This is a genomic window from Acidovorax sp. (genome assembly GCF_021287135.1).
Classification (GTDB): domain Bacteria; phylum Pseudomonadota; class Gammaproteobacteria; order Burkholderiales; family Burkholderiaceae_C; genus Acidovorax.
In genome coordinates this window covers 83,385-109,296 of record NZ_JAJTBB010000021.1, presented here as the reverse complement: position 1 = coordinate 109,296, position 25,912 = coordinate 83,385, and the positions used below count along the sequence as shown (strand labels likewise).

Annotated in this window: 23 protein-coding genes; 11 read left to right on the top strand and 12 right to left on the bottom strand. The window is 68.8% G+C overall.

From position 1 onward, the window contains the following. Window positions 1-134: 134 nt before the first annotated feature. The 3 genes from LWW96_RS05225 to LWW96_RS05215 form a co-directional block, all read right to left on the bottom strand. On the bottom strand, window positions 135-620 hold the full coding sequence (locus tag LWW96_RS05225) for an HU family DNA-binding protein (RefSeq protein ID WP_291484714.1): 486 nt from the start codon (window positions 618-620) through the stop codon (window positions 135-137). Window positions 621-835: 215 nt separating this feature from the next. Further along, window positions 836-967 carry a hypothetical protein gene (locus tag LWW96_RS05220; RefSeq protein ID WP_291484712.1) on the bottom strand — a complete coding sequence of 44 codons (132 nt, stop codon included), beginning with the start codon at window positions 965-967 and terminating at the stop codon, window positions 836-838. A 6-nt stretch (window positions 968-973) separates the two neighbouring features. Next, window positions 974-1,111, bottom strand: coding sequence for a hypothetical protein (locus LWW96_RS05215; RefSeq protein WP_291484710.1), 138 nt, complete (start codon window positions 1,109-1,111; stop codon window positions 974-976). A 180-nt stretch (window positions 1,112-1,291) separates the two neighbouring features. On the opposite strand from LWW96_RS05215, the gene LWW96_RS05210 reads away from it, so the two are divergent. Further along, a complete protein-coding gene (locus LWW96_RS05210; RefSeq protein WP_291484707.1) occupies window positions 1,292-2,302 on the top strand; it encodes a M14 family zinc carboxypeptidase in 1,011 nt (336 codons plus the stop codon). Window positions 2,303-2,327: 25 nt separating this feature from the next. After that, window positions 2,328-3,143: an alpha/beta hydrolase gene (locus LWW96_RS05205; protein ID WP_291484705.1), complete on the top strand. Its 816-nt coding sequence runs from the start codon at window positions 2,328-2,330 to the stop codon at window positions 3,141-3,143. On the opposite strand, the gene LWW96_RS05200 is transcribed toward LWW96_RS05205, so the two are convergent. Together LWW96_RS05200 and LWW96_RS05195 are read right to left on the bottom strand one after the other, a co-directional pair. Then, window positions 3,130-4,404: an SPOR domain-containing protein gene (locus tag LWW96_RS05200; RefSeq protein WP_291484703.1), complete on the bottom strand. Its 1,275-nt coding sequence runs from the start codon at window positions 4,402-4,404 to the stop codon at window positions 3,130-3,132. The genes LWW96_RS05205 and LWW96_RS05200 overlap by 14 nt on opposite strands. 240 nt (window positions 4,405-4,644) lie before the next feature. Continuing rightward, the gene (locus LWW96_RS05195; RefSeq protein WP_291484701.1) at window positions 4,645-6,942 is read right to left on the bottom strand and encodes a heavy metal translocating P-type ATPase; all 2,298 of its coding nucleotides are present in this window, start codon (window positions 6,940-6,942) and stop codon (window positions 4,645-4,647) included. A 150-nt stretch (window positions 6,943-7,092) separates the two neighbouring features. Here LWW96_RS05195 and LWW96_RS05190 point away from each other — a divergent pair, with 150 nt between their 5' ends. Continuing rightward, entirely contained in the window at window positions 7,093-7,755 is a 663-nt protein-coding gene (locus LWW96_RS05190) for a DsbA family oxidoreductase (RefSeq protein ID WP_291484699.1), read from the top strand. A gap of 120 nt (window positions 7,756-7,875) precedes the next feature. Here LWW96_RS05190 and LWW96_RS05185 read toward each other — a convergent pair whose 3' ends face one another. The 3 genes from LWW96_RS05185 to cphA (LWW96_RS05175) form a co-directional block, all read right to left on the bottom strand. After that, window positions 7,876-8,328, bottom strand: a complete 453-nt coding sequence (locus LWW96_RS05185; RefSeq protein WP_291484982.1) for a CreA family protein — start codon at window positions 8,326-8,328, stop codon at window positions 7,876-7,878. A 32-nt stretch (window positions 8,329-8,360) separates the two neighbouring features. After that, window positions 8,361-10,940: a cyanophycin synthetase gene (gene cphA, locus LWW96_RS05180; RefSeq protein ID WP_291484698.1), complete on the bottom strand. Its 2,580-nt coding sequence runs from the start codon at window positions 10,938-10,940 to the stop codon at window positions 8,361-8,363. Between the two features lie 123 nt (window positions 10,941-11,063). Beyond that, window positions 11,064-13,274 (bottom strand): cyanophycin synthetase, encoded by a 2,211-nt coding sequence (gene cphA / locus LWW96_RS05175; protein ID WP_291484697.1) that lies wholly within the window; start codon window positions 13,272-13,274, stop codon window positions 11,064-11,066. 232 nt (window positions 13,275-13,506) lie between these two features. Between cphA (LWW96_RS05175) and LWW96_RS05170 the strand changes: the two genes are divergently transcribed. The 3 genes from LWW96_RS05170 to LWW96_RS05160 all read left to right on the top strand — a co-directional run bounded on the left by LWW96_RS05170 (window position 13,507) and on the right by LWW96_RS05160 (window position 17,068). Further along, window positions 13,507-15,813, top strand: a complete 2,307-nt coding sequence (locus LWW96_RS05170) for an ABC transporter ATP-binding protein (RefSeq protein WP_291484695.1) — start codon at window positions 13,507-13,509, stop codon at window positions 15,811-15,813. 23 nt (window positions 15,814-15,836) lie between these two features. Continuing rightward, the gene (locus LWW96_RS05165) at window positions 15,837-16,337 is read left to right on the top strand and encodes a DUF1854 domain-containing protein (protein WP_291484694.1); all 501 of its coding nucleotides are present in this window, start codon (window positions 15,837-15,839) and stop codon (window positions 16,335-16,337) included. A 299-nt stretch (window positions 16,338-16,636) separates the two neighbouring features. Continuing rightward, window positions 16,637-17,068 (top strand): hypothetical protein, encoded by a 432-nt coding sequence (locus tag LWW96_RS05160; RefSeq protein WP_291484692.1) that lies wholly within the window; start codon window positions 16,637-16,639, stop codon window positions 17,066-17,068. A 98-nt stretch (window positions 17,069-17,166) separates the two neighbouring features. Here LWW96_RS05160 and LWW96_RS05155 read toward each other — a convergent pair whose 3' ends face one another. From LWW96_RS05155 to gspF, 3 genes are all read right to left on the bottom strand, one after another. Continuing rightward, entirely contained in the window at window positions 17,167-17,475 is a 309-nt protein-coding gene (locus LWW96_RS05155) for an EF-hand domain-containing protein (RefSeq protein WP_291484980.1), read from the bottom strand. A gap of 210 nt (window positions 17,476-17,685) precedes the next feature. Then, window positions 17,686-18,606 (bottom strand): 5'-nucleotidase, encoded by a 921-nt coding sequence (locus LWW96_RS05150; protein WP_291484690.1) that lies wholly within the window; start codon window positions 18,604-18,606, stop codon window positions 17,686-17,688. Between the two features lie 7 nt (window positions 18,607-18,613). Further along, entirely contained in the window at window positions 18,614-19,846 is a 1,233-nt protein-coding gene (gene gspF / locus LWW96_RS05145; RefSeq protein ID WP_291484688.1) for a type II secretion system inner membrane protein GspF, read from the bottom strand. A gap of 219 nt (window positions 19,847-20,065) precedes the next feature. On the opposite strand from gspF, the gene LWW96_RS05140 reads away from it, so the two are divergent. Together LWW96_RS05140 and LWW96_RS05135 are read left to right on the top strand one after the other, a co-directional pair. Continuing rightward, window positions 20,066-20,815 (top strand): SDR family oxidoreductase, encoded by a 750-nt coding sequence (locus LWW96_RS05140; RefSeq protein WP_291484686.1) that lies wholly within the window; start codon window positions 20,066-20,068, stop codon window positions 20,813-20,815. A 228-nt stretch (window positions 20,816-21,043) separates the two neighbouring features. Continuing rightward, entirely contained in the window at window positions 21,044-21,823 is a 780-nt protein-coding gene (locus LWW96_RS05135; protein ID WP_291484684.1) for a hypothetical protein, read from the top strand. A gap of 108 nt (window positions 21,824-21,931) precedes the next feature. Here the strand turns inward: LWW96_RS05135 and LWW96_RS05130 are convergent, their stop codons facing one another. After that, window positions 21,932-22,951: an LLM class flavin-dependent oxidoreductase gene (locus tag LWW96_RS05130; RefSeq protein ID WP_291484660.1), complete on the bottom strand. Its 1,020-nt coding sequence runs from the start codon at window positions 22,949-22,951 to the stop codon at window positions 21,932-21,934. Between the two features lie 211 nt (window positions 22,952-23,162). On the opposite strand from LWW96_RS05130, the gene LWW96_RS05125 reads away from it, so the two are divergent. The 3 genes from LWW96_RS05125 (at window position 23,163) to LWW96_RS05115 (ending at window position 25,873) form a co-directional block, all read left to right on the top strand. Beyond that, on the top strand, window positions 23,163-23,648 hold the full coding sequence (locus LWW96_RS05125) for a CZB domain-containing protein (protein WP_291484659.1): 486 nt from the start codon (window positions 23,163-23,165) through the stop codon (window positions 23,646-23,648). Between the two features lie 381 nt (window positions 23,649-24,029). Then, window positions 24,030-24,398, top strand: a complete 369-nt coding sequence (locus LWW96_RS05120) for a DUF2304 domain-containing protein (protein ID WP_291484657.1) — start codon at window positions 24,030-24,032, stop codon at window positions 24,396-24,398. Between the two features lie 2 nt (window positions 24,399-24,400). Further along, the gene (locus tag LWW96_RS05115) at window positions 24,401-25,873 is read left to right on the top strand and encodes a mannose-1-phosphate guanylyltransferase/mannose-6-phosphate isomerase (RefSeq protein ID WP_291484654.1); all 1,473 of its coding nucleotides are present in this window, start codon (window positions 24,401-24,403) and stop codon (window positions 25,871-25,873) included. Window positions 25,874-25,912: the final 39 nt, after the last annotated feature.

Sequence of the window (25,912 nt, the reverse complement as noted above, 5' to 3'; positions counted from 1 at the left end):
GACTGCGCTGCCGCGCGGGCCGGCGCGCGAAAAAAGAAAAGACCCGCGGCCGCGAGGCGACGGGTCTTGGGGGTGCGGCGGTCGGTGCACACCGGGCCGCCGCGCTGGCAGGGGAACTGCCGGGGGTCAGGCGCTCAGGCCGTGGCGTCCTTGAGCTTCTTCAGGGCGCGGGTCTTGATCTTGACCGACGCGGGCTTGGCGGGGAACCAGCGCTCTTCGCCCGTGAAGGGGTCCTTGCCGAAGCGCTTCTTCTTCGCGGGGATCTGCTGCAGGCCGATCTTCATCAGGCCGGGCAGCGTGAATTCGCCCGAACCCTTCTTGTGCACGGAGCCCAGGATCGCGGCTTCCAGCGCGGACAGCACGGCCTTGGCAGCCTTCAGCTCCACGCCGGCCTGTTCGGCCAGGTGGGCGAGCAGCGAGGTCTTGTTGAATGCGGCCTTGATGGGCTTGACGCCTGCGGCGGCTGCGGGCGCAGCGGCCTTCTTGGCTGCGGGAGCAGCGGCCTTCTTTGCCGCAGCGGGTGCCTTTTTGGCGGCAGCGGGCGCCTTCTTTGCAGCAGCGGGCGCTGCGGCCTTGACGGCCTTCTTTGCCGGTGCGGCGGTCTTCTTTGCAGTTGCCATGATGGTGATTTCTTGTGGGTTCAGAGTTGCACAGTGCCTCCCCTGCTTTGCAGGGAGGTGCGCAATTCTAGGTGCGGCGCGGTTGCGGCGCAAAACCTGAGAACCTATTCAAAATCTTTTCGGGGTCGCACAAGCACCTTGCCGGGATGGGATGCAAGGCGCGCTGCGCGAGAAATCACGGGCGGCAAGCCGTGCGCGCCGTCGCGCGCAAAGTGTCAACGAGGGTGTGCGCCCTGGTGCCGCAGGCGCCACACGTGCAGGCGCTGGCGCTGCAGGGCCATCAGCTCCACCAGCCCCCAGGCCAGAACGCACCCCAGCGTGCACCACCGCAATGCCTGTCGGGCCATGGCGCTTCAGTCGGGTGACGACGGCACGGCGGCGTCGTCGAACACGGACCATTCATGGGTGCGGGGCAGGTCGAAACTCAACCCACCCGGCGCATCAAAGAGTTCATCCAGCAGCCGCTGCAGTCCGAGCCATCTCCAGAGCATGATCGTGCGCCTCTTCGACAGGTTGAGTTGCAGGCAAGGTAACGCGCTTGTGTGACAGCTGCGCGTCGTTTCGCTGAAATCCCACACCCCGCCGCGCGGGCTGCACAGCGGCGGGGGCCGGGGCTATGCTCTGCGCCAATCCCTGCCGTCCACCCCCGCTGCGCCTGCCCCGCCGTTGCCATGAACACCCTGCCCGAGCTGCTGGCGCTGGAGAAGATCATCGAAATGGGCGCGCCGCACCTGCAGGTGCGCGTGGTGCGGGAGGTGGCGGTGGCCTCCGGCGCCCGGTTCCCCATCCATGCCATGGCCCTGGGCAACCCGGCGCTGGACGTGCCCGCGATGGGCTTCTTTGGCGGGGTGCACGGGCTGGAGCGCATCGGTGCCGAGGTGGTCATCGCCTACCTGCAGAGCCTGGTGATGCGGCTGCAGTGGGACACCCTGCTGCACCGCCAGCTGGAGCACATGCGCCTTGTGTTCATGCCGGTGGTGAACCCCGGCGGCATGTGGGCGGCCACGCGCGCCAATCCGCGCGGCGTGGACCTGATGCGCAATGCCCCGGTCGACGCCACCGACCGGGTGCCGTTGTGGATCGGTGGGCAGCGGGTGAGCGCCGGGCTGCCCTGGTACCGCGGGCGCCTGGGGGAACCGCTGGAGGTGGAAAGCGCCGCCTTGTGCGAGGTGGTGCAGCAGGAGCTGCTGGCGCGCCCGTTCAGCATGGCGCTGGACTGCCACTCGGGCTTTGGCGTGAAGGACCGGCTGTGGTTCCCGTTCGCCCACACGCGCAAGCCCATTGCGCACCTGGCGGAGATGCATGCGCTGCAGGAGATCTTTCTGCAGGCCCACAGCCACCATCCGTACACCATCGAGCCGCAAAGCGCGCAGTACCTGGCGCACGGCGACCTGTGGGACCACTTGTACCTGCAGGCCTGCCGCGAACGCCCGGAGCACACCTTTTTGCCGCTCACGCTGGAGATGGGGTCGTGGCTGTGGATCAAGAAGAACCCGCGCCAGCTGTTCTCGCGCAACGGCATCTTCAACCCGCTCATCAGCCACCGCCAGCAGCGGGTGCTGCGGCGCCACGTGTCGCTGCTGGACTTTCTGGCGCGTGCGGCCTGCAGCCACGACCGGTGGACGCCCGCTCCCGCGCAGCGGGCCGGGCGGCGTGCGCAAGCCCTGGCGGCCTGGTATTGATGTGATGCGCGAAGAGGGCTGCACCGTGCGCCAATGGATTCTGCTGCGGGGCCTGGCGCGCGAGACCGCGCACTGGGGCGACTTTGCGGCCCGCCTGGCCCACGCATTGCCGCAGGACCGCGTGCTGGCACTGGACCTGCCGGGCCATGGGGAATGGCACCACCAGGCGTCGCCCGCGTCGGTGCCGGCCATGGCGCAGGCGTGCCGCGCTGCGCTGGCCGCGCGCGGCGTGGCGCCGCCCTACCACGTGCTGGCCATGTCGCTTGGCGCCATGGTGGCCACACAGTGGGCGCTGGAGGCACCGGCCGAGGTGGCGGCCTGCGTGCTGGTCAACACCAGCTTGCGGCCCTTCAGCCCGTTCTACCAGCGGCTGCGGCCGCGCAACTACGGCACGGCGCTGCGCCTGCTGCTGGCCGGCGGGTCGGCAGAAGCGGTGGAGCGCACCGTCTTGCGCATGACCAGCCGCCGCACGGACGACGGCGTGGACGACGTAGTGCGCCAGTGGGCCGCCGTGCGCACCCAGCGGCCCGTGTCGGCCGGCAACACGCTGCGCCAGCTGCTGGCGGCCGTGCGCTACCGTGCCCCCGCGAGTGCGCCGGTGCCGCGCATGCTGCTGCTGGCAAGCCGCCAGGACGGTTTGGTGGACTGCGCCTGCTCACACGCCATTGCCGCAGCCTGGGGCGTGCCGCTGGTGCTGCACCCGTGGGCCGGGCACGACCTGCCGCTGGACGACCCCGCGTGGGTGGTGGAGCAGGTGGCAGCCTGGATGCGCTGCGCTGGAGGTGGTCCGAGGCCGACCGCCGGCCCGTGGGCCTCTGGGACGCGTGCTAAGGCTGCTTGAACACCACAGCCTCCAGCGCCATGGCGCGGATCGACTCGGCTGCGGCGTTGGCTTGCGCACGGCTGGCGTAGGGGCCCACGCGCACGCGGATGCGCCGGCCCTTGGCGCCCTGCAGCTCCTGGCGGAAGGCGGGCAGGCCTTCGTTGAGCAGCCGCGCCTGGGCCTTGCGGGCATTGGCTTCCTCGGCAAACAGCCCCACGTTGATGTAGTAGCCCGGTGCCGATCCGACGGGGGCTGGTGCTGGCGCCGGAGAAGCGGCTGACGCGGCCGGTGGGGCCGGCTTGGTGGCAGGGGAGGCTTTCGCGGCAGAGGCGGCAGGCTTGCGCCCGTGGTTGTCGGAAGCCGTCGCCTTTTTGGGCTCGGCCTTGGGGGCCGGCTTGGCCGGTGCGGAGGTGGCCGCCGCCGCAGGAGCCGGTGCGGCCGCGGTAGCGGGCGCCGGAGCCGGAGCCGGAGCCGGAGCCGGTGCAGGTGCAGGTGCAGGTGCAGGTGCAGGTGGCGCCGCGGACGCGGGGGCGGAAGCCGGTGCAGCGGCGGGCGGTGCCGCTTCGTCCGAGCCGGCCTCCACGGGCGGCTGGGCCTGGGGCGGCAGTTCGCCCACCGGCAAGGTTTTGGGGGTGGCGGACGGCGCGGTGTGGGCGGCCGTTGCCTGGGCCACGGTCACGGCAGGCTCCAGCGCCAGCGGGCGCGGCTGCGACGCGGGCCAGAGCAGGAAGGCGAGCACGGCGGCCGCTGCCAGGGCTCCGGTGGCCAGCACCACCGCTTGCAGCCGCTTGCGCGAACTGGCCTGCCGCTCCAGCAGCCGGCAGGCTTCGGGCAGGGTGCGCGAAGCGGCCAGTGCGCGGGCCACGCGCTTGCGGATGTCGGCGTAGAGCAGGGCGTTGCCGTACAGGCCCGGCACCGCAAAGGCCAGCACCGCCACGGCGCCCAGCACGCCCAGTTCCACGCCCATCGGCCAGTGGAGCACGGAGCGTCCCAGGGCGAACGCGCCCAGCGCCAGGCCTTCGGCGGCGGCCACGTAGACCAGTGCCGGCGTCCAGAGCTGCCGGAACACCATCCAGCTGATCGTGGCCAGGCAGGCGGCCCAGTTCCAGGTGGTGGTGGTGCGGCCCGTGGCGTCAAAACGCTCGAACACCGCGATGTAGTAATCGGTGTTCACCGGCCCCAGCGCCAGCCGGGACAGGGCCGTCATGGCGTTGTCCGACGGCGAATCCAGCCCCTGGGCCGGGATGATGGACGCGACGGGATCCGTGTGGTCGAGCATGGGCCGATTCTGTCACGCGCGGGGCGCGGCGCTACCGCCCTGGCGCGGCGGCGCAACGCCCTGCGGGCGGCAGCGGCGCGGCGGGCCAGGGCGCCGCGGCGGTTGCGGCCGGGCAGCACGCCGGCCCAACCCGGGCAGTGGCTGCGGGGGTGGGCGCAGCTTGCTATCAATAGCGGAGCTGCTTGCGCTTGCTGCATAAGCGCTGGAGGCAGTTTTTATTCAAATTCTGGACGCTTCCCGTCAGGCCCGCGCGCCGCGCAGCAGGCGCAGCCCGTTGGCCACCACGATCAGGCTGGCGCCCATGTCGGCAAACACGGCCATCCACATCGAGGCATGGCCCGCCACCGCCAGCACCAGGAACACGGCCTTGATGCCCAGCGCGATCACGATGTTCTGCACCAGCACGCCGCGCGTGTGGCGCGACAGCCGGATCACTTCGGGGATGCGGCGCAGGTCGTCGTTCATGATGACCACGTCGGCGGCTTCCATGGCCGTGTCGGTGCCCGCGCCCCCCATGGCAAAGCCGATGTCGGCGCGGGCCAGGGCGGGCGCGTCGTTGATGCCGTCGCCCACCATGGCCACGTGGGCGCCGTGCTGCGCCTGCAGGGCTTCGATGGCGGCCAGCTTTTCTTCGGGCAGCAGGTTGCCGCGGGCCTCGTCGAGGCCGGCCTCGTGCGCAATCGTGCGGGCGGTGGTGGCGTTGTCGCCCGTCAGCATCACCGTGGCCACGCCCAGCGCGCGCAGCTGCGCAACGGCCTCGCGCGAGCTGGGCTTGATGGTGTCGGCCACGGCCAGCACGGCCAGCACTTCGGCGCCGTCGGCCAGCAGCGTCACGGTGCGGCCCTGCTGCTCGTGGGCGGCCAGGCGCGCTTCCAGGGCGGGGCTGCACAGGCCGCGTTCTTCGATCAGCCGGTGGTTGCCCAGCACCAGCGTGCGCCCATCCACCTGGCCCTGCACGCCCCGGCCCGCCAAGGCGGTAAAGCCTTGCACCGCCGGGCCGGCCTGTTCGGCTGCCGAGCCGGCCGTGTCGTGCAGGCCCTGCGCAATGGCGCGCGACACGGGGTGGTCCGAGTGCCCGGCCAGCGCGGCCGCCCAGCCCAGCACCTGGGCCGCGGGGGCCGTGGTGGCCAGCACCTCTTGCGCCACCAGGCGGGGGCGGCCTTCGGTGAGGGTGCCGGTCTTGTCCAGCGCCACGGCGCGCAGCCGGTGCGCGTCCTCCAGGTACACGCCGCCCTTGATGAGGATGCCGCGCCGCGCGGCCGATGCCAGCGCGCTGACCACGGTGACGGGCGTGGCAATCACCAGCGCACAGGGGCAGGCGATGACCAGCAGCACCAGCGCCTTGTACAGCGCCTCCATCCCTCCCCAGCCCAGCGCCCAGGGCCCCAGCACCGCCACCAGCAGCGCGGCCACGAAAACGGCGGGCGTGTACACGGCGGCAAACCGGTCCACAAACTGCTGCGTGGGGGCTCGCGCGCCCTGGGCCTGCTCCACGGCGTGGATGATGCGCGCCAGCGTGGTGTTGCTGGCGGCGGCGGTCACCGTCACCTCCAACAGGCCGGTGTCGTTGATGGTGCCTGCGAACACGGCGTCCCCCACGCCCTTGTCCACCGGAATGCTCTCGCCGGTGACGGGTGCCTGGTTCACGGCGCTGGTGCCAGCCGCCACGGTGCCGTCCAGCGGAATGCGGGCGCCGGGCTTCACGCGCACCGTGGCCCCCAGCGGCACGTCGGCGCACGCCGCCACGGCCCAGCGGCCGTCGGGCTGGCGCACTTCCGCCGTGTCGGGCGCCAGGGCCAGCAGGCCCTGGATGGCATTGCGCGCCCGGTCCACCGCGCGCGCTTCGATCAGCTCGGCCACGGCGTACAGCGCCATCACCATGGCGGCTTCCGGCCACTGGCCGATCAGGAAGGCGCCGGTGACGGCCACCGTCATCAGCGCATTGATGTTCAGCCGCCCCTGGCGCAAGGCGGCCAGGCCCTTGCGGTAGGTGGAAAAGCCCGCCAGGCCAATGGCCGCGGCGGCCACGACCATGCCCAGGGCGCGGAATGCCTGCGTGTCGGGCGCGAAGAACGCCACCCCCTCGGCCCCCACCGCCAGGGCCAGCGCGCCGCCCAGGCGCAGCAGGCCGTCGGCGGGCGCCGCCGCGACCGAGGCGGCGTCCAGCGGCTCGGGGTCGAACCCCGCCTTGCGGATCGCGGCCAGGGCGGCCGGCAGCACGTCGGCAGGGGCGTCGATGGCCAGCGTGCGGGCCGCCAGCTGAAAGCCCAGCCCGCGGATGCCGGGCACGCTGGCCAGCGCGTGGCGGATCTCGCTTTCCTCGGCCGCGCAGTCCATGGCGGCGATGCGAAAGCGCGTGCCTGGCTGCGGCGAGCCGGTAGCGCCCGGCTGGGCGGCGGCTGCGGGTGCACAGCAATCGGGGCCGTGAGCGCCGTGGCTGTGCTCGGCATGGCTGTGGGGGGCGGGTGGCGGGGGGCTGCTGATGCTGCTGCAGGCGCTGCCGCAGCACGGGGTGGACGGAGTGTGTTCCTGGGTCATGCAGCCATTGGAAACCTTGAAGCCGCTTGAGGGTCAAGCGGGCGGCAGGGGGCTGGTGCCGGGGCCGTTTCAACGGCGGTTCCAACGCCCGGCTGGCAAGGGCATTGCCGCCGTTCTACCATTCATGCTTTGCCTTTCCGCACACCGCCTATGTCCGCCTCTGCCGCACCCACCACCCTCAAGATCGATTTCGTGTCCGATGTGTCCTGCCCCTGGTGCATCATCGGCCTCAAGGCGCTGGAGCAGGCGGCGGACCGCTTGAAAGGCGAGGTGGCGCTGGACCTGCACTTCCAGCCCTTCGAGCTGAACCCCCAGATGGCGCCCGAGGGCCAGGACATTGGCGAGCACCTGCATGAAAAGTACGGCGCCACGCCCGAGCAAAGCCAGAAGAACCGCGAGGCCATTGCAGCGCGCGGCGCGGCGCTGGGCTTCACCTTCAACCTGGACAAGCGCAGCCGCATCTACAACACCTTTGATGCACACCGCCTGCTGCACTGGGCCGAGGACAAGGGCCTGCAGACGCAGCTCAAGCACGCGCTGTTCAAGGCCTATTTCACCGACGGCCAAAGCCCCGGCGACCACGAGGTGCTGGTGCGCGCGGCGGGCGAGGTGGGGCTGGACACCGCCGAGGCGCGCGAGGTGCTGGCCTCGGGCCGCTATGCCGACGAGGTGCGCGAGCGCGAGCAGCTCTACCTGCGCAGCGGCATCCATTCCGTGCCGGCCATCATCGTCAACGAGCGCCACCTGATCCAGGGCGGGCAGCCGGTGGAGGTGTTCGAGCAAGCCCTGCGGCAGATTGCAGCGCAAGCGTGATGCTGCGAAATTGATAGCTGCTCGCGCTTGATGAATAAGCGCTGGAGGCAGTTTTTCAAAAAAACAAGGGGCCAGCGGCCCCTTGTTTTCGGTGGTGGAAGGGCTTCGCGCGCCGACTTTCTACTTGCGCAGCGGGATCGGTGTGGCCCGGTCCACCGGCACGGCGGTCACGCTGTTCTGGGGCGAGCCGTCGATAAGCTTGTCGGAGTAGGTGAGGTACACCAGCGTGTTGCGCGCCGGGTCCACCATGCGCACGATGCGCAGGCGCTTGAACAGGATCGACATGCGTTCGCTGAAGACTTCTTCCTGCTTCTTCAGCGGCTCGGGGAAGCTGATGGGCCCCACCTGCCGGCAGGCGATGGAGGCCTCAGCGCGGTCCTCGGCCAGGCCCAGCGTGCCCTTGATGCCGCCGATGCGGGCACGCGACACGTAGCACGTCACGCCCTGCACGGCGGGGTCGTCGTAGGCCTCCACGATGATGTCGTGGTCGCGGCCGATCCACTGGAAGGCGGTGTCCACCGTGCCGATCTTCTCGCCCGTGGCGGCCTGCGCGGCCCCAGCCAGCAGCAGCAGGGCCGCTGCCGCAGCACGCCGGCCCGTCTTCCTCACGCCGCAGCTCCCGCTTCGGTGCAGCGCTGCGCCAGGTGCGCCAGGGCTTCTTCCACCTGGTCCACCAGTACCAGGCACAGGTCGCCCGGCTGCAGCCGCGCCAGCGCGGCGTCGATGGCGATGAATTCGCCGCGGATTTCTTCCACGTGCTTGGTGCGGGGCGCGCCGGCCAGGCCCTCGCGCAGCAGGGCCATCACCTCGCCGTCGGCGCGGCCGCGCTGGGCGGCATCCTGGTACAGGATCACGTCGTCGAACGCAGCCCCCAGGATCACGGTCTGCTCGCGGATGTCTTCGTCGCGGCGGTCGCCCGCACCGCTGATGACCACGCTGCGCCGCTGGGCGGGCAGGGCGTCCACCGCCTGCACCAGGGCGCGCATGGCGTCCGGGTTGTGGCCGTAGTCGGCGATCACCGTGGCGCCGCGGTAGTCCATGATGTTGAAGCGGCCGGGCGCGTTGTCGCTGTCGTTCACAAAGCCCGACAGGCCGCGGCGGATGGTCTGCCAGGGCATGCCCACGCCCCAGGCGGCGGCGACGGCGGCCATGACGTTCTCGACCTGGAAGGCAATCCGGCCGTTGCGCGTGATGGGCACGTCGCGCAGGTGGATGGTTTCGCGCCACGAGCCCTCGGAGGCCACGATGGAATCCCCGTCCACATACACCGTGCGGTGGCCCTGGGCGCGGTGCGTGGCCATCACCGGGTGGTGGCGGTCCAGCGCAAAGAAGATGATCTTGCCGGGGCAGGCGGGCGCCATGGCCGCCACGATGGGATCTGCCGCGTTCAGCACGCCGTAGCCCGTGGGCGCCACGTTCTGCACGATCACGCGCTTGAGCACGGCCAGGTCTTCCACGGTGGTGATGTAGTTCAGCCCCAGGTGGTCGCCCGCGCCGACGTTGGTGACCACGGCGACCGAGCAGCGGTCAAAGCCCAGGCCCTCGCGCAGGATGCCGCCACGGGCCGTCTCGAACACGGCGGCGTCCACCTCGGGGTGCAGTAGCACGTTGCGGGCGCTCTTGGGGCCGCTGCAGTCGCCGCTGTCGATCTGGCGGCCGTTCACGTACACGCCGTCGGTGTTGGTCATGCCCACGCGCAGGCCCTGCGCCGTGAACAGATGGGCGATGAGGCGCGCCGTGGTGGTCTTGCCGTTGGTGCCGGTCACGGCCACGGTGGGAATGCGGCCGTCGTCGCCGTGCGCGAACAGCCTGTCCACCATGGCCTGGCCCACATTGCGGGGCTTGCCGTAGCTGGGGGCCAGGTGCATGCGCAGGCCGGGCGCTGCATTCACTTCCACAAAGCCGCCGCCTTGCTCTTCCAGCGGGCGCAGCACCGTCTCGGCCACCATGTCCACGCCGCAGATGTGCAGGCCCACCATCTGGGCGGCGGCCACGGCGCGCGCGGCCACGTCGGGATGCACGTCGTCGGTCACGTCGGTGGCGGTGCCGCCGGTGGAAAGGTTGGCGTTGTTGCGCAGGATCACGCGCTGGCCCTTGGCCGGCACCGCGTCCGGCGTCAGGCCTTGCAGGGCCAGGCGGGCCACGGCGATGTCATCCAGGCGGATCTTGGTGAGGGACGTGGCGTGGCCCTCGCCGCGGCGCGGGTCCTGGTTCACCTGGTCCACCAGTTCGCGCACCGTGTGCTGGCCGTCCCCCAGCACCTGGGGCGGTTCGCGGCGGGCGGCGGCCACGAGCTGGTCGCCCACCACCAGCAGGCGGAAGTCGTGGCCGGGCAGGAAGCGCTCGACCATCACCGTGCCGTACTCGGCCGCGGTGCGGAAGGCCTCTTCCAGCTGGGCGCGGTCGGTGATGTTCACCGTCACGCCCTTGCCCTGGTTGCCGTCCTGGGGCTTCACCACCACGGGCAGGCCCACCTTCAGGGCCACTTCCCAGGCTTCGTCCACCGTATCCACCGGCTTGCCCAGCGGCACCGGCACGCCGGCCGCGTGCAGCAGGCGCTTGGTGAGGTCTTTGTCCTGGCCGATGGACTCGGCCACGGCGCTGGTGGAGTCCACCTCGGCGGCCTGGATGCGGCGCTGCTTGGAACCCCAGCCGAACTGCACCAGGCTGCCCCGCGTGAGGCGGCGGTACGGGATGCCCCGCGCCACGGCGGCGGCCACGATGGAGCCGGTGCTGGGGCCCAGGCGCTCGTCCTCGTCCAGCTCGCGCAGCTCTGCGATGACCGCATCCGCGTCGAAGCCGCCGTTGCCCAGCGCCGCTTCAATGAGCTGCTGCGCGTATTCAAACGCCTTGCGGCCCACGGCCTCTTCGCTGTACTCCACCACGACCTGGTACACGCCTGCATCGGTGGTGGCGGTGGTGCGCGCAAAGGTCACGGGGCAGCCCGCCTGGGCCTGCAGCGCCAGGGCGGCCGTCTGCAGCACATGGGCCAGGGAGACGTCGCCGCCGCCCGTCTCGGGGTGCAGCGCCCCGATGGCCGGGAAGAGGGCGCGCAGCCGGGCTTCAAACCCGGGCATCTGGCCTACGGCGCGCTCGGTGTCCGAGCAGGCCACCACGGCCTCGATGGCCATGTGGCGGCTCCAGAGATTGGGGCCGCGCAGGGCCCGGGTGCGGGATACATCCATGGGGAGTCTCGTCTTGGTGGTGTTCGTTCAGGGTGCGTTATTGCAGCGGTGGCGTGCGCCGGGCGGCCATCGCACGCAGGCCACGGGCGGGGCCCGGGCCGGCGGCGCGGCCGCCTGTGGTCATCAGGTGGGCAGCCCCGCCGGGGCCGGCAGGTCGGGCTCAAAGGTCTTGATGCCCGCACCGATCAGGTCGGGTGCGATGTCCAGCGCCCAGGCCGCTCCGATGGCCGCCAGCAGGGCTTCGGTGTCGGGCACCACGGCGTTGCGGCCGAAGGTCAGGTCCGCCAGCGAGCCCAGCACGTGTTCCGCGCTGCCCGTGGCCAGCACCACGCGCCCGTTCTTCACGACCACGGCACGGCCGTTGTCCTTGGCGCGGTGCTCCACGATCACGGGCAGGTTGGCGTCTTGCGCGTACAGCACCACGGCCCCGTCCGACAGCGGCGCCAGATCGGCCACCTGCGGGATGGCGGCGTTGAGCACGGCCGCGCCCTCGGACAGCACCACGTCGACCTGGGTGCGCATCACCTTGGTCATCTGGTCCTGCTCGTGCACGTCGAATTCGGCCAGGGCTTCCACGCCGTCCATGTCCGTGACCACGCCCACCTGGCAGCGGTCGTAGGCCAGCCCGTCGCGCAGAATGGTGCGGGCGTCGCTCTCGATCACGGCAGCCTGCACCATCTTGTTCATGAGCAGGCGGTGCGCAGCTTCCCAATGGGCGCAGTCGGTGGATTCGACGCGGCGGCGGTCGAGGAACAAGCCCTCACGGCAGGCCAGGCCGGTGTGGTAGCCACCCAGGTGCATCAGCCAGGCCACGACGCGGGCGATGGTGGCGGTGCCCCGGGTACCGGCCACCCCCACCAGCGGGATGCGCCCGGCGGGCGCCGCGGCGTCGCCATCTTCCGACGGGAACAGGTGCTCGGCAATGGCCTGCCCCACGGGGCGGGGGGCGCCCTCGGCGGGCTTGAGGTGCATCAGCAGGCCGGGGCCGGCATTCACTTCGACGATGGCGCCGCCCTGGGCGTGCAGGGGCTTCCCGATGTCGCGGGCCACCAGGTCGATGCCGGCAATGTCCAGGCCCACCACCTTGGCGGCGAGCTGGGCGATGTAGGCCACCTCAGGGTGCACGTCGTCGGTGCAGTCCACGGCCACGTTGCCGTTGCGCTGCACCACCACCTGACGGCCTGCGGCGGGCACGGAGTCGGCCTCCAGGTCCTGGCGCTTGAGTTCCAGCTGCACCTTGGTGTCGGTGGCCAGGTCGATGATTTCGAGCGGGTACTCTTCTTCATAGCCGCGCCGCGGGTCGGAGTTGAGCTGCGTGTCGATCAGCTCCTTGACGGTGTTGCGGCCGTTTCCGGTGATGGTGACCACCTCGCCGCGCGCCGCGGCCACCACCTTGCCGCCCACCACCAGCAGGCGGTGCTCGTCGCCGGGGATGAAGCGCTCCACCATCACGTCGCTGCCTTCGGGGTAGGCCACGTGGTAAGCGGCTTCGATGTCTTCCTTCTTGCGCAGGTCCAGCGTCACGCCGCGGCCGTGGTTGCCGTCCGACGGCTTGACCACCACCGGCAGGCCGATGTCCTGCGCGGCTTCCCAGGCCTCTTCGGGGCTGTTGACGACCTGGCCCTCGGGGATGGGCACGCCGCAGGACTTGAGCAGGGTCTTGGTCAGGTCCTTGTCGCTGGCGATGCCTTCGGCAATCGCGCTGGTGAACTCGGTTTCGGCCGTCCAGATGCGGCGCTGGCTGGCGCCGTAGCCCAGTTGCACCAGGTTGCCGTCGTTCAGGCGGATGTGCGGGATGCCGCGGTCGGTGGCGGCGGTGACGATGCACGCGGTGCTGGGGCCGAGGTACTGGTCGTCCACCTCGGTGCGCACGCGCGCCACGGCAGCTTGCACGTCAAACGGCTCGTCGTTGATGGCGGCCATGATGAGCGCATGGCCCTGGGCCAGCGCCACGCGGGCCACGCTCTCGTCGCGAGCGCGGAACACCATGCGGTACACCCCGCGCTGGGAGGTGGAGCGCGTCTGGCCGAAACCGGTGGGCATGCCCGCCAGGTTCAGCAATTCGATCACGATGTGCTCCAGCACGTGGCCGCACCAGGTGCCTTCTTCCAGCCGCTGCAGGAAGCCGCCGCGCTCGCCTACGCCGCAGTGGTGCTCGATCAGGGCCGGCAGCCAGGCCGTGAGACGGCTGTTGAAGCCGGGAAGGGTGTTGGACGGGTAGTCCTCCAGTTCCCCCAGGTCCAGCCAGACCTCCAGCACGGGCCGGTACGTCCAGATGTTGGGGCCGCGCAGGTAGTTGATGCGAAGCAGTTGGATGTCGTTGAGTTTCGCCATGGAGTGCAGCGGGTGGGGTTGTCCGGCCGGATGAGGGCTGTACTTGAAAAAGTGAACTTTCGAGACTGGAATTGTGCTCCAGTCCGGAGACGCCGCGCAGCTGTCAGCCGACGGGGCTCCCCGGGCGTTATGGACGGATGCCGTCGCGCCGTGGCGTGCAGTATCGGGGAGAATTCTCGCTTTCGCGAGATGGGTCGCCCCAGGCCGCCGGGGGCGGAAAAACCAACCAAAAATGCAACATCACCATTCTGTGGACGCCTCGGGTGTCTTTGCTGGCCCGCAAGGGGCCGATTTGCGGGCCATGCTCGCTTCCGAAGAAAACGTGCTGGCCGCGCTGCAGGTTGACCTGAGCGCGGATCTGCGGTTTGCGGCCGGCTGGGTGGTGGTGACTTCCGAGCGGCTCCTGGCCTGCGATCCCGCCGGCACGGGCTGGCGCAGCTGGCCGCTGCGGGACGGCGTGGCGTTGAAGCTCCACGACCACGGCGGCGTGGGCACGCTGGAACTGCACAGCCCCGCCGCGCGCGAGGCGTTGTGGCGCTTCACGCTGGCGCACCACCCGCAGGCCCTGCGCCTGGTGCAGCGCTTTGACCAGCAGATGGCCCGCGGTGCCGGCAACCACGCGGCGGACGACGACGAACCCAGCTGCCCCACCTGCCACACCCCGCTGCCGCCCGACACCGATGAATGCCCCGCCTGCGCCCGCGCGCAGCCGCCGCAGACGTCCACCTGGGTGCTGCTGCGCCTGTGGCGCTTTGCCCACCCCTACCGCAAGCAGCTGGCCGCCGGCCTGGGCCTCACGCTGGCGTCCACGGCCGCCACGCTGGTGCCGCCGTACCTGACCATCCCGCTAATGGACGACATCCTGATTCCCTTCCAGAACGGGCAGAAGATCGACCCGAAGCTGGTGCTGCTGTACCTGGGCGGGCTGCTGCTGTCGGCCCTGCTGGCCTGGGGCCTCTCCTGGGCGCGCACCTACATCCTGGCGCTGGTGTCCGAGCGCATCGGCGCCGACCTGCGCACCACCACCTACGAGCACCTGCTGCGCCTGTCGCTGGACTACTTTGGCGGCAAGCGCACGGGCGACCTGATGGCGCGCATCGGCTCGGAGACGGACCGCATCAACGTGTTCCTGTCGCTGCACGCGCTGGATTTCGTGACCGATGTGCTCATGATCGTGATGACGGCGGCGATCCTGTTCTCCATCAACCCGTGGCTGGCGCTGGTCACGCTGGTGCCGCTGCCCTTCATCGGCTGGATGATCCACACCGTGCGCGACCGCCTGCGCACGGGGTTTGAAAAGATCGACCGGGTCTGGTCTGAAGTGACCAACGTGCTGGCCGACACCATTCCCGGCATCCGCGTGGTCAAGGCCTTTGCCCAGGAAAAGCGCGAAGCCCAGCGCTTTCGCGACGCCAACCAGCACAACCTGGAGGTGAACGACAAGCTCAACAAGACCTGGAGCCTGTTCACGCCCACCGTGTCGCTGCTCACCGAAGTCGGCCTGCTGGTGGTGTGGGCGTTTGGCATCTGGCTGGTGTCACGCAACCAGATCACCGTCGGTGTGCTCACCGCCTTCATTGCGTACATCGGCCGGTTCTACGGCCGGCTCGATTCGATGAGCCGCATCGTCTCGGTCACCCAGAAGGCGGCCGCCGGCGCCAAGCGGATCTTCGACATCCTGGACCACGTGAGCAACGTGCCCGACCCCGCCCAGCCCGTGAAGGTGGACAAGGTGCAAGGCGCCATCAGCATGCAGGGCGTGGGCTTTCGCTACGGCAGCCGCGCGGTCATCAAGGGGCTGGATCTGGACATCCGCCCCGGCGAGATGATCGGCCTGGTGGGCCACAGTGGCTCGGGCAAGAGCACGCTGGTCAACCTGATCAGCCGCTTCTACGACGTGAGCGATGGCTCCATCCAGGTGGACGGCATCGACATCCGCCGCTTTGCCGTGGCCGACTACCGCCGCCACATCGGCCTGGTGCTGCAGGAGCCCTTTCTGTTCTTCGGCACCATTGCCGAGAACATCGCCTACGGCAAGCCTGAGGCCACGCGCGAAGAGATCGTGGCGGCGGCCCGCGCCGCGCACGCGCACGAGTTCATCCTGCGCCTGCCGCACGGCTATGACTCGCTGGTGGGCGAGCGCGGCCAGGGCCTGTCGGGCGGCGAGCGCCAGCGCATCAGCATTGCCCGCGCGCTGCTGATCGACCCGCGCATCCTGATCCTGGACGAGGCCACCTCGGCCGTGGACACCGAGACCGAAAAGGAAATCCAGCGCGCGCTGGACAACCTGGTGCAGGGCCGCACGACGATTGCCATTGCCCACCGCCTGTCCACCCTGCGCAAGGCCGACCGCCTGGTGGTGATGGACCGCGGCGAGGTGGTGGAAGTGGGGCCGCACGACGAGCTCATGGAAAAGCAGGGCGCCTACTGGCGCCTGTACGAAGCCCAGGCCCGCCGCGCCGAGGAAGACGCGCAGGCGGCGGGTGTCCTTATTGACAGCAGCCTGTTGCATTCCGCCCACCCGGCGGGCCAGCCGTGACCGTTTTTTCGCAGGAAATCGCCATGAACACCCCGTCTACCGCCGCGATGCCCTTGCAGCCGGCCTTTGCGCTGGCCCGCAACGCCCATGGCCGGCTGGTTCTCACGCTGCCGGACGGCACGGTGCACGAGGGCGTGCTGCCGGTGCGGGCCTTTCCCATCGCGGCGCCGGGCGAAGGGCTGTCCCTGATGGGGGCGGACGGCCACGAGCTCTGCTGGGTGGACCGGCTGGACACCCTGGACCCCGCCGTGCGGCAACTGATCGAGGCGGAGCTGCAAGCGCGCGAGTTTGTGCCCACTATCGAAAAAATCCTCGCCGTTTCGAGCTTTTCCACCCCAAGTACCTGGCAGGTGGAAACCGATCGGGGGCCGGCAAGCTTGGTCCTCAAGGGGGAAGAGGACATCCGCCGCCTGGGCGGCCGCACCCATCTGCTCATCGCCGGTGGCGATGGCGTGCAGTTCCGGGTGCGCGACACCACGGCCCTGGACCGGCACTCGCGCCGTTTGCTCGAGCGCTTTCTCTGACGGAGGGGGCGCTACCCGGCCGGCCGGATGTGGCGCCGGGTGGCTGTCGCCCCCATAGCCCCCATTCCGACTGAGGGTGGACGCAGCGCTGCGCCTGGCTCTCGGTGCGCTGCGTGTGCCTGGTGTGCCGGGCAGGCGGGCGCTCGTTCTGCGGTCATTTCTAGGGGTAAACCCTAGTTTTGTGTCAATCGGTGAAAAAAGCCTAAATTTCCCCTTCTTTTTACCGAAATGGATGTACGAAGAGGCCGGAAAAGCCTCCGCTCCTTCTTTTCCATTGTCACAACTACCGGGCCACTGCCATGCAAATGCCACCTGTCGACCGATCGCCGAGTTGGCGTCCTCAGGGCGCTGATTTGTATTCCACGGGCGCTTCCGGCGCGCCGCCCGTGCGGCCTATCAACCCCTCCAATCCGGTGGAGTCCATGGACCGGCTCGGAGAAGGCGCCATCGTGCGGGAGCCCGACAAGCCCTCCGCCCCGGATGTTGCCAACCGCGACTGGACGGAAGTGAAGAAGAAGGAGACCGTGGAGGAGCCGCCCGAGCCGCCGAAAGAGCCCATCTACAAGCAGCTGCTGGAGTTGATCCAGTCCATGTGGCGGGCCAGCGGCAGCGCGGTGGAGGTGGCCCAGGACATCAACAAGATGACCTTGCAGGAGCGGCTGGCCCAGCAGGTCAAGAACGAGCCGCTGACCTATTCCGATCCCAAGGTCAAGCGCACGGGCGGCCTGTGAGCGGCCCGGCCGGCGTCTCGCGGCCTAAATGCTATTAAAAATATAGCTGCTACCGCTTTCTGCACAAGCGCTAGAGGCCTTTTTTGATCTGAAATGTTTCAGCGCGCTGCGGGCGCTGCGGTATCGCCGGCCGCCTGCGCCGCCTTGTTGCGTTCACGTTCCGCCCGGTATTTGGCGGCAAACGCGCGCACTTCCTCATACGACACGTAGCCGTCCTTGTCGGTATCCGCGTCGTCAAAGGCGGCAGAAAGCCGGGGAAAGAGCTTGACCTCCGTGCGGCTGAGCTTGCCATTGCCGTCAAAGTCCAGCATCTTGAATTCGCGCATGGCCTTGACTTCGCCCTTGGTCAGCCCGGCCTGCGGGGCTTCGGGCGTGCCGGGGGCTGTGGCGGATGCCTCCCCGGCCATGCAGACGGTGGCGGCCCCCGCCATGGCCAAGGCGGCAGCCCAGGCGGCGGTGCGGGCAGCGGCGGAGAAAAGTCGGTGGTGCAAGAGCAGCTCCCGGAAACGCTAGGCATGCATGGTGGCACACGCGGCTTGTTGCAGGGTGAATGCAACGGGGTCTTTGCAAGCTTTCACCCAGCGTTGCAAGACTTTGCGTGGTCTTTGAACCGTGGCCTACGCGCCAGCGGTTCTTTCGGTGTTGGAAATGCCGCTGCTCACGTGGCCTGCCGGCACATGCCGCGCGGCCGAAGTGACGTGGCCGGTCTGGTCGTCAAAGAAGAAGTCGGGCTCGAACTCGCGCAGGAACGGGCCTTTCTCCAGCCCGCCCAGGAACATCGCCTCGTCCACGCTGATGCCCCAGTCCAGCAGCGTGCGCACGGCGCGCTCGTGGGCGGGGGCGCTGCGCGCCGTGACCAGCGCCGTGCGGATGCGCATGGTGTGCGAGGCCTGCGCCTGCTGCTGCAGCCGGTGCAGCGCGGCCAGCAGCGGCTTGAACGGCCCGCCGGCCAGCGGCTGGTTGGCCTTGTCCACCTCGTTGAGCTGGAAGGCGGGCAGGCCGCCCTCCTGGTACACGCGCTCGGCTTCGTCCGAGAACAGCACGGCGTCGCCGTCGAAGGCAATGCGCACTTCGCCCGGAAACCGGTCGCCCGCGGGGGTGGAGTCGGTCATCACCCGCGCGGCCGGAAAGCCGATGGACAGCGCCTGGCGCACGTCCGTCTCGTTGGCCGACAGGAACAGGTGGGCGCCCAGCGGCCGGAGGTAGGCAAACGGGTCGCGTCCGCGCGTGAACACCCCGCGCTCGATGCGCATGCCCGCCGCCTGGGCCGAGGCGAACACGCGCATGCCGCTGGCCGGGTCGTTGCGCGAGAGCATCACCACCTCCACCCGCTGCACGTCCGGCGTGTTGAAGGCGAGCAGCTTGCGCACCAGCGAAAACGCCACGCCGGGCCGTGCGGGCTGGCGCACCAGGGCCAGCTGGTGGCGCATGTAGGCCTCCTCGTCGCCCGCTTCGAAGAGCAGGTTCTCTTCTTCGAAATTGAAGAGGGCGCGCGAGGAGATCGCCACCACCAGCTTGTCGTCCAGCGTCACAGGCATGGCAGGGTTACTTCACGAATTGGTTCAGCTGGATGATCGGCAGCAGCACCGCCAGCACGATCAGCATCACGATGCCGCCCATGGCCACGATGAGCAGCGGCTCCAGGATGGTGGCCAGCTGCATGGCGCGGCGCTGCACTTCGGTGGACAGCTGGCGCGCGGCGCGCTGCAGCATCACGGGCAGCTGGCCCGTTTGCTCGCCCAGGCGCGCGAACATCGATAGCAGGCCCGGAAAGCGCTTCTTCTGCGCCAGCGCGGAAGCCAGCGGGGCGCCCTCGCGGACCAGCACCAGCGCGTCCAGCGCGTCGGTGCGCAAGGCGCGGTTGTTCAGGGTTTCGGCAGCGGCCTGCAGCGCCTTCAGGATGGGCACGCCCGCACCCGCCAGCATGGCCAGGGTGCCCGCAAAACGCGCCGCGTTGTAGCCGCGCGCCAGCTTGCCCACCAGCGGCAGACGCAGCCATGCGGCGTCGAATTTTTGACGAAAATGCTCGAAAGTCAGCGCCCAGCGGGCGCAAACAGCTATCAAAATAATAGCAATCAGCAGCACCCAGCCATAGCTGCGCACAAACCCGCTGATGCCCATCATGGCGACGGTGAGGAAGGGCAGGGCGCGCTTGGTGCCGGCAAACACGCTCGCCACCTGGGGCACCACATAGCCCACCAGGAACAGCACGATCACGATGGCCACCACGGTGACGATGGCCGGGTACAGCGCCGCGCCCACCAGCTTGGCCTTGAGGGCCTGGCGCTCTTCCAGGTCGTCAGCCAGGCGCTCGAGCACCAGCCCCAGGTTGCCGCTGTGCTCGCCCGCGCCGATCACGGCGCAGTAGATATCCGAGAACTCGCGCGGGTGCTGCGACAAGGCCCGCGCAAACGTCGCGCCGGCATTCACTTCGGCCCGCAGCGCGGCCACCAGGTGGCGCTGGCGCTCGTCGTCCGCCTCTTCGGAGAGCGCCGCGAGCGCGCGCTCCAGGGGCAGGCCCGAGGACACCAGCCCGGCAATCTGCCGGGTCCAGATGGCCAGCGCCGTTGCGCCGAACACGGGCCGGGTGAACCACCGCCGACCCGCACCGGCCGCACTGCCGTCCATCGAGCGGCCGGTCTGCACCAGCTCCACGGCCAGGGGCACCAGCGCCTGGGCCCGCAGCAGGCTGCGCGCGGCCTTGGCCGTGTCGGCCTCCATGAGGCCTTTGCGGGTCTGGCCCTGGGCGTCCAGGGCTTCAAAGGAAAAAGCGGGCATGCGGAAGTGGCGGGCGGCAGTTGGGGGAGGTGCGGAGCGACCGGTGTTCCTGCCGCTGCGGTGAATGGTAGCGGCTCGCCAGCGCTTGCCACCGCCGGCCGCGCCGCGTGAGCGGCCGGTGAGGCATGACAAAAGTCAAGGCGTTGCCGCGGAGCAGGCGCAGAATTGTTGCCGATCTGTGGCGCGGGGTCGCAGGCGTTCACGACAAAGGAGTCTTTCATGCTGAAAAACAAGGTGGCATTGGTCACGGGCGCTTCGTCCGGCATCGGCCGGGCCGTTGCGCTGGCGTGGGCCCGCGAAGGTGCGAAGGTGGTGGTCTCGGACGTGAACGTGGAGGGCGGCGAAGAGACCGCGGCCCTGGTCCGTGCAACGGGCGGCGAGGCCTTGTTTGTGGCGGCGGACGTGGGCCGCGCTGCCGACGGGGAGGCGCTGGTGCGCCGCGCCGTCGCGCAGTACGGGCGGCTGGACGTGGCCTGCAACAACGCGGGGATCGGCGGCCCGCAGGCGCCCACGGCCGACTACCCGCTCGACGGTTGGGCCCAGGTCATCAATATCAATCTTTCCGGCGTCTTCTATGGGATGAAGTACCAGATCGCGGCCATGCTGCAAAGCGGCGGCGGCTCCATCATCAACATGGCGTCCATTCTGGGCTCCGTGGGGTTTGCCACCGCGCCGGCCTATACGGCCGCCAAGCACGGCGTCGTCGGGTTGACGAAGGCCGCCGCCCTGGAATACAGCGCGCGGGGCGTGCGCATCAACGCCGTGGGCCCCGGGTTCATCCACACGCCCATGATCAGCGGTCTGGAGCAGGACGCGGGCGTGCAGGCGCTGCTGGTGGGGGCCCACCCGATCGGCCGCCTGGGCCAGCCGGAAGAGGTGGCCGAGCTGGTGACCTGGCTGGCGTCCGACAAGGCGTCGTTTGTCACAGGCGCGTATTACCCCGTGGACGGGGGCTACCTGGCGCGTTGACCCGGGCTTCGCAGCGCGGGGTTGCGCCCGGCTGGCTGCCTGTGGCGTGGGCGAGACGCATGCCCTCTCGGCCGGGCTGTGGACCCTTCTGGGGTGCACGTGCGTGCGCTTAAGATGCGGCGGGCGAGGCGGTGCCGTGGCGCCAGGGAGCCGCACCTCGCGGCGAGCAGAGAGTGCGTTGCAAAGGCCGAGGGCCTCGCATGGGATTCAACCAAGAGGAGAAGAAAAGTGAACAAGACAATTGCCTGGGGAGGGCTGCTTGCGGCTCTGGTGCTGTCCGCATGCGGTGGGGGCAGCGATGACCCCGCGCCGCCGCCCGCGCCGAAGCCTCCCGCGACCGTGGTGCAAGGCGTCGAAGGCCTGTGGAATGGCGCCACCACCGACTCGCTGGATGTGTTCGGCGTGGTGCTGGAAAACGGCGAGACCTGGAACCTGCTGAGCGACAAGACGGGCGCTGCGGTGGGGCTGTCCCAGGGTTCGGTGCAAACGACCGGCACCGACGCCGTGTCCGGCAGCGCACGCTACCTGAATTTCGTGGACGAGGCCCACATCACCGACCGGAAGTCGACCCCGGTCAGCTACTCCGGCAAATACGTGGTGCGGGACTCGGTCCAGGTCACGGCTGCCAACGGCGTGAAGTTTGCGGGCAGCTACGGCGTGCTGTATGAGCAGCCGGCAGTGGTGAGCGAACTACCCGGCACCTATGCCGGCACGGGCTTTGGCAACCAGGTTCGCGAGCCGCTGGTATCGCTGTCGATCTCGGACGCGGGGCTGGTGTCCGTTCCTTCGTACCCCGGCTGCTCGGTCCGGGGCACGGTGGTCCCGCGTGCCAGCGGCCGCAATGTGTTCGACCTGCCTCTCACCTTCTCCGGGGCGACTTGCCCGGTGGGGGACGGCGTGGTCGTGCAAAGCGTGGTGCTCTACAACAACCTGACCCAGACCGTGGTGATCATGGGGCAGAGCGTCAGCAAGGCGCAAACCTACGTCTACACGGGCCAGAAGACCTGATATCGGGAAGCCTGACGGCGTCCGCCTGGGCTCTGGGCCGGGGTGGGCGCCGGGGGGCGGAGCAGATGCGGGCGCCGCAGGGCAGCGCGCTTGTGCAATCCGCCGTGCTCAGCTGCGGGGCCAGGCCTGCGCATGGGCCTGCGCTGCAATCTCCAGCGACCGCAGGCGTAAGGCCGGGTCGTAGACATCGCTCACCAGCATGAACTCGTCGGCCTGGGTGGCCTCGGCCAGACGCAGCAGGCCTGCGCGCACCGTGTCCGGACCGCCGATGACCGCCGCCGCGAGAAAGTCGCTGATGGCCGCGCGTTCCTGGGGCTGCAATTGGGCTGCGTAGTTCTCAACCGGCGGCAGCAGGCGGCGTCGGTCACCCGTCAGGATGCCCAGTACCCGCTGGTACGTACTGCTGGCAAGGTACTCGGCTTCATCGTCCGTCGGGGCGGCAATCAGCGGCACGCCGATGGTCACGTAAGGCCGGGGCCAGGCGGCTGACGGGCGGAACAGGCTGCGGTACAGCGCGATCGCCTGGTGCAGCATGCGGGGCGCGAAATGCGAAGCGAACGCATACGGCAGTCCCCGCTCGGCCGCCAACTGCGCCGAGAACAGGCTGGAACCCAGCAGCCAGATCGGCACGTTGGTGCCCGCGCCCGGCATGGCGATCAGGCGCTGGCCGGGCTCGGGCGCGGCAAGCAAGTGCTGCAACTCGGCCACGTCGCGCGGAAAGTCTTCTTCAGTTTCCACCCGGTTGCGCCGCAGGGCACGCATGGTGGCGGGGTCCGTCCCCGGGGCGCGGCCCAGCCCGAGGTCAATGCGCCCCGGATACAACTCCGCCAACGTGCCGAACGCCTCGGCGACGACCAGCGGGGCGTGGTTGGGCAGCATGATGCCGCCCGACCCCACGCGGATGCGCGACGTAGCGCCCGCGATGTGCCCCACCAGCACGGCCGTGGCCGAACTGGCGATCCCGGCCATGTTGTGGTGCTCTGCCAGCCAATAGCGGGCAAACCCCAGCTTTTCCGCATGTTGGGCCGTGCGCAGCGCAATCTGCAACGCATCGGCCACGGTTCCGCCGTCGCGTACGGCAACGAGGTCGAGGAGAGACAGCTGGGGGCGGGGGGGCGGAGGCGTCATGGCGGCTATTGTCTGGCAGCCCCTGCCTTGCGTTGCGGTGGCCGGCCAGAGCCGGCAGTGGCAGGAGGCTTGTTCCAGGGGGCAACCCCACCGGGGCGCCAAATAGTGGTAGCCAAAAACGCAGCGCGCAAACAAAATGTTTCAAAATTTATTCATGGGGCACCACGGTTCGCGCCGAGCGCAAACGCAACCCCGTCTGGGGGGATGACGCATGGGATTTTTCAGCCGTCTGTTCAAGTTCCGGGAGCAGGACCCGGCCAGCCCGGAAACCACGTGGGCTGTGGAGGAGAACGGCAGCGAATTGGTGCTGGATCCGGAAGACGCAGCCCTGCTCATGACCGAGCTGGACATCGACGCGGCCATCGCCAGCCACGAGCGTTGGAATCTGCGGCTGCAGGATATGGTGAGCGGCCGATCACAGGAGGTCATGCGGCCCGAGCGCGTCTGCCTGGATGATCGCTGCGACCTGGGGCGCTGGTTGTACGGCACCGGACGGGCGCGGCTCGGGAGCTATCCCGCGTTCGGAATGCTGGTGGCGCGGCACCGCTACTTTCACCAGCAAGCTGCCGAAGTGGTAGCGGCCTACCGCGCGGGCGACGGGCGCAAGGCCGAGGTGCTGCTCATGGGCAGTTGCCGCCATGCATCCAATCAGGTGGTGCTGTTGCTCAAGGAATTGAAACGCGGACTGGGACGGTGACCTGCTCCTGAGGGCGGCGCGCCGAATCTGCGCTGCCTCGTCCGCTTCTTTTGGTGCGAGGCGTACGCCGGCTCGGGAGCGGCCACGTTCATTTTCTGAGCCGGAGGCGTGTCAATGGGGCGCGCCCGCTGCTCTGCAACCTCGTTGGACATCGGCTGAGCGAGGGCTTCGCAGTTGACAATGTTCTAACGATTGTGGGGCGCGCGCATCGGCTGCGTTATAGCCCGGTTTTACAATGCGCGCCAAAACTACAGCTCTGCATTTTTTGAAAAGGGGCGCGCTCTTAACGCGGCTACCCGCCCTCGCTCGTGTAGGACTCCGATTCCTGCGCAAGCCCGCCTCTTCTTCGTGCTGCTCTAACTTAAGGAGGGGAACCCCTACATGGCGTCCTTGCAGGCGACTACTGCACTGATGGGAATCAGCCTTGCCGTGCTGATCCTCTATCTAGTGCGCCGCGACCACTTGTACTTGATGCTGGGCCTGTTCTGGGTGGCTGTGGCCGCCGCAGCAGCGCTGCTGGGTGCTTGGCCCGGCCTGATTGACCATCTGGCTGTCCTGTTCCGCATCAGCTACTCGCCAGCGCTGCTGTTACTTTTTGTTTGCATTGTTCTTCTTTTGAAGGCCTTGCACGTTGATATGGTCAACACCCGGGTTGAGCGCGACATGCGCCGCCTCAACCAAAGGCTCGCGATCCTGGAGGCCGAAATCCGCCGCTTGCGGGACCAGGTGCCTCCCTCCGATACCCCCTGAACATGACCCATTCCCTGCTTCCCGTCATCTTGTGTGGCGGCTCGGGCACTCGCCTGTGGCCGCTGTCGCGTGAAACCTACCCCAAGCAATTCCTGGCGCTCAACGGAGACGGTGTCTCCATGCTGCAGGACACGGCCCGGCGCCTGGACGGTCTGGCCTCCCATATCCCGCGCACCGCGCCGGTGGTGGTGTGCAACCAGGACCACCGCTTTCTGGCTGCACAGCAACTTCAGGAGGCGGGTTTCGCGGACGCCACGCTGGTGCTGGAGCCTGTGGGCCGCAATACGGCCCCGGCATTGACGCTCGCAGCCTTGGTGGCGCCACCGGATGCCATTTTGCTGGCGATGCCTGCAGACCATGTGATGACGAAACTGGAACCGCTCCACCAGGCGGTGGAAACCGCCTGGGACCTGGCCCAGCAGGGCCACATGGTGACCTTCGGCATCGTTGCGAGCCGCCCGGAGACCGGCTACGGCTATATCCGCAAGGGAAGCGCTGCTGGCGACGGCCATCGTGCCTTTGCCGTGGAAAGCTTTGAAGAAAAGCCCAGCCTGCAGGTGGCCCAGGAGTACGTCGCCAGCGGCAACTACCTGTGGAACAGCGGCCTTTTCATGGTGCGGGCCGACCAATGGCTGCGGGCCATGGAGGCCCTGCAACCCCAGATGCTCCGCGCGTGCCAGTTGTCCATCGAAGGATGCGCGCGCGATATGGACTTTGTCCGCCCCAACAGCGACGCCTTTGCCGCCTGCCCGTCGGACTCGATTGACTACGCCGTGATGGAGCACCTGCCGCGCAACCGCGTGCAAGGCATGGGCGCGCGCGTTGTGCCATTGGACGCCGGGTGGTCCGATTTGGGTGCCTGGGATGCGCTGTGGGACGTGTTGCCGCGCGACGCCGATGGCAATGCCCATGCGGGCCAGACGCTGGCCATCGACACCCGCAACAGCCTGCTGTTTTCCGAATCCTGCCTGGTGGCCGCCGTGGGGCTCGACAACGTCGTGGTGGTGGAAACGCCCGACGCCGTGCTGGTGGTGAACAAGAGTCGTACACAAGATGTCAAAAAGATCGTTGCAGAGCTGAAAGCACAAGGACGCAGCCTGGCTTCGACCCATCGCAAGGCTTATCGCCCTTGGGGTTGGTATGACAGCATTGATGGCGGCGAGCGTTTTCAGGTCAAGCGCATCGTGGTAAAGCCGGGTGCCCAGTTGAGCCTGCAGATGCACCACCATCGTGCGGAGCACTGGGTGGTGGTAAAAGGAACGGCTCAGGTCACCAATGGCGACCGAACGTTTCTTCTCGGAGAAAACGAATCCACTTATATCCCACTGGGGCATGTCCATCGATTAATGAACCCTGGGAAAGTGCCGCTGGAAATCATTGAAGTTCAATCCGGCAGCTACCTCGGTGAGGACGATATTATCAGATTCGAGGACAGCTATGGACGAGTGAATGAAAACCACCCTCCAGCCGTTTAACTCCTGCGTACTCGGAAATATTTAATTAATTGGAGAGAG

What these genes read in the sequence shown, in the direction of transcription:
- LWW96_RS05225 (WP_291484714.1), bottom strand. Translation starts at nt 620, where the DNA reads ATGGCAACTGCAAAGAAGACCGCCGCACCGGCAAAGAAGGCCGTCAAG.
- LWW96_RS05220 (WP_291484712.1), bottom strand. Translation starts at nt 967, where the DNA reads ATGGCCCGACAGGCATTGCGGTGGTGCACGCTGGGGTGCGTTCTGGCC.
- LWW96_RS05215 (WP_291484710.1), bottom strand. Translation starts at nt 1,111, where the DNA reads ATGCTCTGGAGATGGCTCGGACTGCAGCGGCTGCTGGATGAACTCTTT.
- LWW96_RS05210 (WP_291484707.1), top strand. Translation starts at nt 1,292, where the DNA reads ATGAACACCCTGCCCGAGCTGCTGGCGCTGGAGAAGATCATCGAAATG.
- LWW96_RS05200 (WP_291484703.1), bottom strand. Translation starts at nt 4,404, where the DNA reads ATGCTCGACCACACGGATCCCGTCGCGTCCATCATCCCGGCCCAGGGG.
- LWW96_RS05195 (WP_291484701.1), bottom strand. Translation starts at nt 6,942, where the DNA reads ATGACCCAGGAACACACTCCGTCCACCCCGTGCTGCGGCAGCGCCTGC.
- LWW96_RS05190 (WP_291484699.1), top strand. Translation starts at nt 7,093, where the DNA reads ATGTCCGCCTCTGCCGCACCCACCACCCTCAAGATCGATTTCGTGTCC.
- cphA (WP_291484698.1), bottom strand. Translation starts at nt 10,940, where the DNA reads ATGGATGTATCCCGCACCCGGGCCCTGCGCGGCCCCAATCTCTGGAGC.
- cphA (WP_291484697.1), bottom strand. Translation starts at nt 13,274, where the DNA reads ATGGCGAAACTCAACGACATCCAACTGCTTCGCATCAACTACCTGCGC.
- LWW96_RS05170 (WP_291484695.1), top strand. Translation starts at nt 13,507, where the DNA reads ATGCAACATCACCATTCTGTGGACGCCTCGGGTGTCTTTGCTGGCCCG.
- LWW96_RS05165 (WP_291484694.1), top strand. Translation starts at nt 15,837, where the DNA reads ATGAACACCCCGTCTACCGCCGCGATGCCCTTGCAGCCGGCCTTTGCG.
- LWW96_RS05160 (WP_291484692.1), top strand. Translation starts at nt 16,637, where the DNA reads ATGCAAATGCCACCTGTCGACCGATCGCCGAGTTGGCGTCCTCAGGGC.
- LWW96_RS05155 (WP_291484980.1), bottom strand. Translation starts at nt 17,475, where the DNA reads ATGGCCGGGGAGGCATCCGCCACAGCCCCCGGCACGCCCGAAGCCCCG.
- LWW96_RS05150 (WP_291484690.1), bottom strand. Translation starts at nt 18,606, where the DNA reads ATGCCTGTGACGCTGGACGACAAGCTGGTGGTGGCGATCTCCTCGCGC.
- gspF (WP_291484688.1), bottom strand. Translation starts at nt 19,846, where the DNA reads ATGCCCGCTTTTTCCTTTGAAGCCCTGGACGCCCAGGGCCAGACCCGC.
- LWW96_RS05140 (WP_291484686.1), top strand. Translation starts at nt 20,066, where the DNA reads ATGCTGAAAAACAAGGTGGCATTGGTCACGGGCGCTTCGTCCGGCATC.
- LWW96_RS05130 (WP_291484660.1), bottom strand. Translation starts at nt 22,951, where the DNA reads ATGACGCCTCCGCCCCCCCGCCCCCAGCTGTCTCTCCTCGACCTCGTT.
- LWW96_RS05125 (WP_291484659.1), top strand. Translation starts at nt 23,163, where the DNA reads ATGGGATTTTTCAGCCGTCTGTTCAAGTTCCGGGAGCAGGACCCGGCC.
- LWW96_RS05120 (WP_291484657.1), top strand. Translation starts at nt 24,030, where the DNA reads ATGGCGTCCTTGCAGGCGACTACTGCACTGATGGGAATCAGCCTTGCC.
- LWW96_RS05115 (WP_291484654.1), top strand. Translation starts at nt 24,401, where the DNA reads ATGACCCATTCCCTGCTTCCCGTCATCTTGTGTGGCGGCTCGGGCACT.